The sequence below is a fragment of the Armatimonas sp. genome, from assembly GCF_043760365.1.
In the GTDB taxonomy this organism is placed as follows: domain Bacteria; phylum Armatimonadota; class Armatimonadia; order Armatimonadales; family Armatimonadaceae; genus Armatimonas.
On the sequence record NZ_JAYUPA010000989.1, the window covers coordinates 1 to 7,654 of the forward strand.

Annotated in this window: 5 protein-coding genes and 1 pseudogene; 5 read left to right on the forward strand and 1 reads right to left on the reverse strand. The window is 57.4% G+C overall.

Translation table 11 applies throughout. The features are described from left to right. From ACH2EH_RS24985 to ACH2EH_RS25000, 4 genes and pseudogenes are all read left to right on the forward strand, one after another. Positions 1 to 415: pseudogene (locus tag ACH2EH_RS24985) on the forward strand (hypothetical protein); the annotation flags it as partial. A gap of 25 nt (positions 416 to 440) precedes the next feature. Beyond that, positions 441 to 1,436, forward strand: coding sequence for a sialidase family protein (locus tag ACH2EH_RS24990; RefSeq protein ID WP_395146100.1), 996 nt, complete (start codon positions 441 to 443; stop codon positions 1,434 to 1,436). A gap of 1,853 nt (positions 1,437 to 3,289) precedes the next feature. Next, positions 3,290 to 3,538 (forward strand): hypothetical protein, encoded by a 249-nt coding sequence (locus ACH2EH_RS24995; RefSeq protein WP_395146102.1) that lies wholly within the window; start codon positions 3,290 to 3,292, stop codon positions 3,536 to 3,538. Positions 3,539 to 3,592: 54 nt separating this feature from the next. Next, positions 3,593 to 4,480, forward strand: coding sequence for a family 43 glycosylhydrolase (locus ACH2EH_RS25000; protein ID WP_395146104.1), 888 nt, complete (start codon positions 3,593 to 3,595; stop codon positions 4,478 to 4,480). On the opposite strand, the gene ACH2EH_RS25005 is transcribed toward ACH2EH_RS25000, so the two are convergent. Next, positions 4,477 to 6,048: a glycoside hydrolase family 43 protein gene (locus tag ACH2EH_RS25005; protein ID WP_395146106.1), complete on the reverse strand. Its 1,572-nt coding sequence runs from the start codon at positions 6,046 to 6,048 to the stop codon at positions 4,477 to 4,479. The two genes, ACH2EH_RS25000 and ACH2EH_RS25005, sit on opposite strands and share 4 nt — an antisense overlap. 66 nt (positions 6,049 to 6,114) lie before the next feature. Between ACH2EH_RS25005 and ACH2EH_RS25010 the strand changes: the two genes are divergently transcribed. Further along, a partial coding sequence (locus ACH2EH_RS25010) for a PPC domain-containing protein (RefSeq protein ID WP_395146107.1) occupies positions 6,115 to 7,654 on the forward strand: 1,540 nt, incomplete at its 3' end.

Genomic DNA, 7,654 nt, shown 5'->3' on the forward strand with positions numbered 1-7,654 from the left:
CTGGCGCGGTCCCGGACACTGCGCGGTGGTGGGCGAGGCGTTTCTGTGCCACGCCTACGATGCGGACAGCAATGGCGTCCCGACACTGTTTATGGCGGCTTTGCGCTGGGATTCAAAAGGCTGGCCCGTGCTCAAAGACGCGGCAAAGCCACCCAAGTGGAGCGACCCGATCGGAGCCTGGGAACATACCCCCGAGAGTGGCACGGCCAGCATGCTCACCTTCAAGGCCGACGGTACGACGAGTGCGCCCGGAGGCACCTGGAGTAGGGATGGCCTTATGTTGACTGTCCGCTGGCCCAATGAAAAAGCGCCCGGCGGAACTTGGCAAGATAACCTCACGCTTGCCCAAGACTTCGCTACCTACCAGGGCACCAACCAGCAAGGACAGAACCTGCGAGGTCGCCGCGTTGCCTGAGCCCGCTCCGTGGAAAATCCCTGTGATGCGCGGTGCCGTTCGCTTACACAGCGGGCACTTGCTGGGCGCACGCACGGAGCATAGTAAAGCTGGTGCGGTCGTGCTGGCTTCGCAAAGCCGAGACTCGGGCCAGACCTGGGGTGAGCCCGCTGCGGTGATTCGCGACCCTGACCGTACCACCGATCTGGGCGATGGTGCGTTTCTCGACAGCAAGCGCCACGGCCTACTCTATGTCTGCCGCCACAACCACCACGCTACAAAATCTTACGCCATCGAGGTCTACCAGAGCAGTGACGGGGGCAAGAGCTGGAAGCCCCACTCCACGGTCACTGCACACACCATCACCGAGCCAGGCGGCCCAAGCCGTGGGCTCTGGGCGCCGTTTCTATGCGAGACTCCGGGCGGGCGCCTCCTCTGTGTCTACGACGACGAGAACACGCCGCTTCTTAGCGGCTTTTCGGGGCACCAGTGGCTGATGGGCCGCTTCTGGGACAGCAAGACAAAAACATGGAGTGAGCCGGTAGTGATGAGCCGCGCCGAGGAGAAAAAACTCTCACGCGATGGTATGGGAACCGTGGTGGCTGTGGGCAAGCGGCTGGTCTGCGCCCTAGAGAGTGTGGACACCAGCCCGCCACACCACAATGTTATCCGCTCTGTGACCAGCGACGACGACGGGCAGACCTGGGCACCACGCCGCCTGCTCTACGCAGCCCCTCAGCGCCCCCACATGGCCCTCGCGCCGTTTCTCGCAAAGCGCACCGACGGCACGCTTGTCTGCATCTTCGGCACCGACGAAGGCCGGGAGATGCCGGATAGATCAGGGACGCCGCCGCCGGGACTGCATTTAGATATCAAGCTCTGCCTCAGCCGAGATGCGGGACTCACCTGGAGCGCCTCGGAGATGATCTTCGCCGGTGGACACCGCAACTACCTCCCTGGGTTTATCGCGCTCCCGAAAAACAAGCTTTTCGCCCTCTGGATTAACTTCGCCGAGGACGCGCTTCAGGGGCTGGCCTTGTGAAAAGTTCCATCCTGGCCCTGAGCATAAAGAAAGCCCCTTTGAAGTGATAACCTCAAGCCTCAAAGGGGAGCATCGCAGAAAACCAAGTCAAGTTTTCCCTATTGTTTACAGCTATCACAGGCTGCGTCAATATTAGCGGATGCTTGTGAACCTCCTTCTGTAGGTTTCGACTCCCGAAGAATTTTACCGCTAACGGAATCGCGCTCCAGGATCACTGCTCCCTCACTATCAACGAATGTTGAGATGCTAGGGGGGACATTAGTCGTAGATCCTGGAGCTGCCTTAAACCCAGGAGTGATTCGTTTGATATAGGAAATACACATCGTCCGACGGCATTCCCTAGTGCAGTTCCCGCTTTCGGGGAGGACATGCATTGAAATTCCATACCATTTATTTATGCTAAGAGGCCCCATTAGCCCAGCGGTGCTTGTCCCTGGAAATTGTATGTAAGAATACCCGACGAATCTCCCCTCCATACAATACTTAGGTGTCTGATTAGCGGGGGTAGACAACTCACGAACAACCCAATAAACTCGCATTCTCACTGCCGAGGGACAAATGGTATTCAGGTACTTAAAATATCCATTGTAGATATTCGTGATGTTCGCAAGATCAGGTCCTCCTAATTGAAAAGAAAAAGGATCTGAAATCCCCCCCGTAGCGACCTCTTTTAGAGGCTTCCCTATCAGTTTCGGAGACAGGGGTGGGCAGGGAATAGGCACATCATAAGGGGGCACAACTGTGATTTTTGAGTCAACAGGTTGCTCTGGACTATTTAGGAGAGCACGCAATTCAGCAGGAATTTGCGCAGGCAGTTGCTGAACTAGCCTTTCAGGTTGTTGGGCTTGAGTGGTTCCAGAGAAGTAACCAAAAGTAGTTGCTGTAATAACTACTCCGATAGCAAAGAAACCCATCTTATGTCTTTTCTGAATATTCATCTTTCTTTCTTTCCTTTTCCGTCTTTTCAAACAACATTGCGCCGAGGAACCTCTCGGGTGGTAGGCCCATAAAAATGAGCAGGAAGCCAAAAATAGCCGTGGCGCTTTCGGCTAAGACTAGCTACTAAGGCAAGGATAGCCAGGCCGGAGCAGAGTACATTTAGTTTAACAGTGCTATTTGTTTAGTGATAGACCTAAATGGGGGCATTTTCGTTTTTTATTTGCACCTATTTGTGTGCAATTGCTTTGATCACCGCTTAAAATCGGCTATGAGTACCAAGTGCCATATTGATACGATAAAACATACTCTTTACAGTCTCCTCCGGGCAACAATGTAGACGAGCAAGCTCTCTGTTATTGGCTGTTCATAGGGCAACGGCATCCTGGAGCAGGCGGAGCAAACCTGGAGTTAGGGGGCAAAGCGGCAGATCCGCGAGGCTCTCTTCCTGTGCCATAGCAATATTATAGCAAAGCAAGGGCACGAAAAATAGCCCTAAATATGGGTATTTCCGCCGACTTTCTGCTAGAATAAACACGATATGATGAAATACCAAGCGCTCTATTTTGCAGGTTTTTTGCTCTATAGGGAAAATACTGTATCCATTAGCGTAGCCCTAATTCAGACCTATCTGGGGATGTTGGCCCTTGAGTAGGGTGAAAAGGGCGAGGCACGGACACTCTTTCACAGCAGCCTTCCCTTCTTGAACGAATGGACTCCTCCCTCCTTTGGGAAGAGTCTTTGTCCCGGTGTACCAGCGCCTCTACGAACACTACGCTCGGCGTGTTCGTGCAGTGGTGCCTGAAGGTATGGTGGTCCTGTTTCCTTTGCAGAAGCAACAGACTATGCTCTGAATACGCTTTGTTAGAGATCTGTTAGAGACAGGCTAAATACTGGTATCTGAGGTGATAGTCAGAATGTTAGCCACACCATCTATAACAACCACACCTAGCCCACTCTCTCCAGCACTCCGTAAACTGCTGGAGGCTGCTTTGGCACTTCGCACGACCAATAATCAAGTCCTCGCTGAGGCACTTATCTGCTCTGAAGAGACGATTAAGAGTAGGTTTCGACGCCTCAGCCTGCTACTCGGTACTCGCAGTCGTGCTGAGTCGCTTCTCTATGCCCTCCTTAATGGCTGGGTTCAGCTTACCCAAAAACCCTGAGATCTGATGTGAGTGTTGGTTCTGATGCGAGTGTTGGTGGGGTATCCTGTGGGCATGACTAAACCTATCTCTACCGGTGCCGATCCCTGGGTGATCCGTGATGAGGGCAGCTATATTTGGTGCCACACACATCACAACGGAGTGGCGATTCGGCGCTCCGAGACACTCAGGGGGCTAGGCACGGCGACACCCGAGCTGCTCTGGCAAGCACCGGAGACGGGGGCATTCTCCCAGGAAATTTGGGCACCGGAGCTGCATTTTCATCAGGGTCGCTGGTATGTCTATGTCGCCGCCGACGATGGGGACAATGCGAATCACCGGATGATCGTACTGCACTCCGAGAGCCTGCGGGGGCCGTATGGGTTTGCAGGGAAGCTGGCGCTGGCTCCAGACCGCTGGGCAATAGACGGCACCCTGGTGTCTTTTGATGGGATGCTCTACTTTCTCTGGTCGGGCTGGGAAGGCTTCGAGAACACGGCGCAACAGCTCTATATCTGCCCAATGTCTGATCCCCTCACCCCAAGCGGTGCGCGCGTGCGGATCTCGTCGCCGGAGCTTGCGTGGGAAAAACGCGGCAGTGGCGGGCCAGGCAAGCTCCCGACGATCAACGAGGGGCCGCAGGTTTTAGAGCGAAACGGCACGCTGCATATTATCTACTCGGCGGCGGGCTCGTGGTGCGATGACTACTGCCTGGGCCGCCTGAGCCTCGCACCCGGCGGCGATCCACTCGATGCAAGCGCCTGGCAAAAGCACCCCACGCCCGTCTTTGAAAAAACAGAGACTATCTTTGGGCCGGGCCACTGCTCGTTTGTGAAGGACGGCACGCAAGACTGGATCGTCTACCACAGTGCCCGCCACTCCGGCTCCGGCTGGGACCGCGTGATCCGCGCCCAGCCCTTCACCTGGAAGAACGACACGCCTGTCTTTGGCAAGCCGGTTTAGTCGCCCGTGTACTCAAACCAGTCGAAGTCGGCATGGTTTTCGCTGGGCTGGCCGTTGCTGCTGGCGTACATTCCGATATACGTACCCACATAGCCGCCTGCGACTTTGGTGCTGAGAATGCGCCCGTCCACACTCTCTGAAATTTGTTGCCAGTTGTTCTCGTCGCTGCTGACGTAAAAACTATACACCGCCTGACTGACAGCGGAGGCTTTCAGATAGACGCGGCCCTCGGGGAGGGCTTGCTGCGCCAGAAGCATCTCCTCGCCTTTTTCGCACTTGATGAGCTGAACCACGCAGCTCCCTGCGTCTAAGGTTACCGTCAGACGGTAGTGGAAATGGTTGTTCTGAAGCACCGCCAGCCCGGCGCACTCGTGCTCACTCTGCGGGGTGAACTCCAGCGAGGCTTGGGCCACAAAACTAAAGTGCTGCTGCCGTCGCCCGACAAAGCTGGGGTTGGCGACTTCCGTAATACTGGTAGGGCGCAGCTTGAGGCGCAGGTTTCCGGGGCGCTCGCTGAGGCTCCAGAAGGGTTCACGGGGAGTACGGATGAAGTTCCAGGTGTCGGCAAGCGTTTTAGAGTCCGAATCGAAGTCGTCGCGGGCGGGAAGCGTGGGCCAGGGATGCTCGGGCAGGTTCGGAGCCGTCATCGCAAACTCGACTTTCCCGACTCCGACATTGACCACCGGCCAGCCCTGCTCCCAGGTAACGGGCGCAAGAAAGGTCTCCCGGCCCAAGTTAAAGTGATACCCCTCGGTGGGGCGCATCCCGAGCAGCACCAGCCACCACTCGTTATTTGACGTCTCCACTAAGTCCGCATGGCCCACGCCCACTATCGGATAGTCCCAGCCCAGATGCCGGTGCGTCAAGATCGGGTTGCGCTTGTAGCCCTCGTACGGCCCGGTGAGATGCTCGCTACGGGCAATCGAGAGCGCGTGGTCGTGGCCGGTGCCCGCCTCGGAGATCAGTAAGTAGTAGTAGCCCTCGATCTTGTAGATATGCGGCCCCTCGGGCCAGATGGCTTGTTTGAGCGCCCCTTCCCAGAGTGCGTAGTCCGGGCCGATAAGCCGCATCGCCTTCAAGTCCAGCTCCTGCAGCCAGATCTCGCAGTGGCCCGCGAACTGCGGCTCAGCGACAGGGCGGTTACCGACATACCAAGCCTTGCCCGTTTCATCGTCGAAGTACAGCGATGGGTCAATCCCCCGCGCCTCGGGCAGCCAGAAGGGCTCCGACCACGGGCCTGTAATATCTGGCGCAGTGACGATAAAATTGCCGTGGTTCACTTTGCCGTCCATCAGCGTGTTGATCACGTAGAACATCCCGTTGTGGTGACGAATCGTCGGGGCGTAGAGCCCGCCGGAGCCGCGCACACCGTCTAAGTTGAGCTGCGCGGGCCGCGTCAGCACATGGCCGAGCTGCCGCCAGTTCACCAAGTCGCGGCTATGAAAGATCGGCAGGCCAGGAAAGTACTCGAAGCTTGAAGTAACGAGGTAGTAGTCATCTCCCACACGGCAGATCGAAGGATCGGGGTAGAATCCGGGTAGGATGGGGTTACGAAATGTTCGGGACATGCGGCGATTGTAGCCGATTGAAGGGAATTCCCCTGCACCCGACTCAAATCCACGGAGGAAATTTTCATGCGTACTTTCCTAATTGCTCTTGTCGCGCTCTTTGGGGCAGCATTGCCTGGCTTTTCCCAGCGCGGGGGGGGCGGCGGTGGCGGCTTTGGCGGTGGCGGGATGGCAGGCGGCAGTTCCAATGCTCGCACGCCAGACACCGATCTCACGACAGCGACCAATATCCTCAGTCCCGGCCAGCAGAGCGAGTGGGCACTGACCATCAAAGACGGCGAGACGATTATCGCCTCAGCGACCACCACGAACTTCGACCCGGCGATCCAGATAGTAGACAAAGACGGCAAGCTGCTGGCGGAAAACGACGATGTGCGCCTCGGCGTTCAAGACGCGCTTCTCGTCTACCGATTCCCAAAGGCGGGCTCCTACAAGCTACTCGTGAAGGCGTTCAAGGGCGCGGGTGGCGGGCAGTTCAAGCTGACTCTGCGCCGTTTTGTTGCCACCGAGATCAAAGTAGGAGCACGCACTACAAGTGGCAATGAGGAAAAGCGGGCTCAGTTCTATCGCTTTCCCGCAGAGGTGGGCCAGACCCTGCTCATCAACCTCCCAGATAGCAATAGCGCGACTTCCCAGGTATTCTCCCCTACCGGGGAGAGCCTGAGCCTGAACGAGCCCATCGTGGGGCGTCCGTCCACCGTTTCGTTTCGTGCGGAGGCAAAAGGAGACTACTACCTACGCGTCGGTGCCGCACGAACCTATGCCTTCACGGTTGCGACGGCGCGAGTTGCGCCCCTCACTCTGGGACAGCCTTCCATCACGCGCAAGCTAGGAACGGGTGGGGTGGATATCTGGACCTTCACCGCCACGGCGGGAGACTTTGTCCGGCTCCAGGCACGGGCCGAGGGCAGGGGAGTCGAGGCACAGCTTACCTATATCCCTCCGACAGAGAGTGAAGAGGACATCACCGCAAAGACTGCCGTGGCGACCTTTGCCACCGGAGAAAAGTCGCAGGGAGAGCTGGTGGCGCTACTGCGCAAGACCGGAACCTATGAGCTGACACTGGCGCAGCTTGTGGGGCTGGAGATGGACTACACACTTACCAGCACGAAAACCGTTCGAGGCTGGGAGCTAAAAGCACCGCTTGCGGGAAAACTGGCGCTTGGTGGGGCGGACTACTACGCGATTGAGGGCAAGGCGGGAGAGATTCTGCGCCTGGAAGGACTCTCGGAGCAGTTCGATATTGAGCTGGAGCTCTACAACCTGCGTGGCGAGCGGCTGGCAAGTAACGACGATGGGGGGAAGGGGCGCAACGCCTTGGTGACGGTACTGCTCACCGGCGCGGAGAAGTACTTACTGAAGGTGCACTGCTACGGTGATGGCGGCAGTGGAGCCTACCAGCTCCAGCGTGCGCCCGATCCCGTACGCCCGCTCAAGCTCGGGGAGCGCGGCAGCGGAACACTGAGCGCAGATGGCACGGAGATCTGGTCGTTCACGGGAAATGCCAGCCAAGCGCTGATTCTCAGTGTCCGCTCCAACGACTTCAGCCCATGGGTGAGGGTATTCGGGCCGGATGGTGTCGAAATCTCAGGTGAGGGTACAGGCA

What these genes read in the sequence shown, in the direction of transcription:
- ACH2EH_RS24990 (WP_395146100.1), top strand. Translation starts at nt 441, where the DNA reads ATGCGCGGTGCCGTTCGCTTACACAGCGGGCACTTGCTGGGCGCACGC.
- ACH2EH_RS24995 (WP_395146102.1), top strand. Translation starts at nt 3,290, where the DNA reads ATGTTAGCCACACCATCTATAACAACCACACCTAGCCCACTCTCTCCA.
- ACH2EH_RS25000 (WP_395146104.1), top strand. Translation starts at nt 3,593, where the DNA reads ATGACTAAACCTATCTCTACCGGTGCCGATCCCTGGGTGATCCGTGAT.
- ACH2EH_RS25005 (WP_395146106.1), bottom strand. Translation starts at nt 6,048, where the DNA reads ATGTCCCGAACATTTCGTAACCCCATCCTACCCGGATTCTACCCCGAT.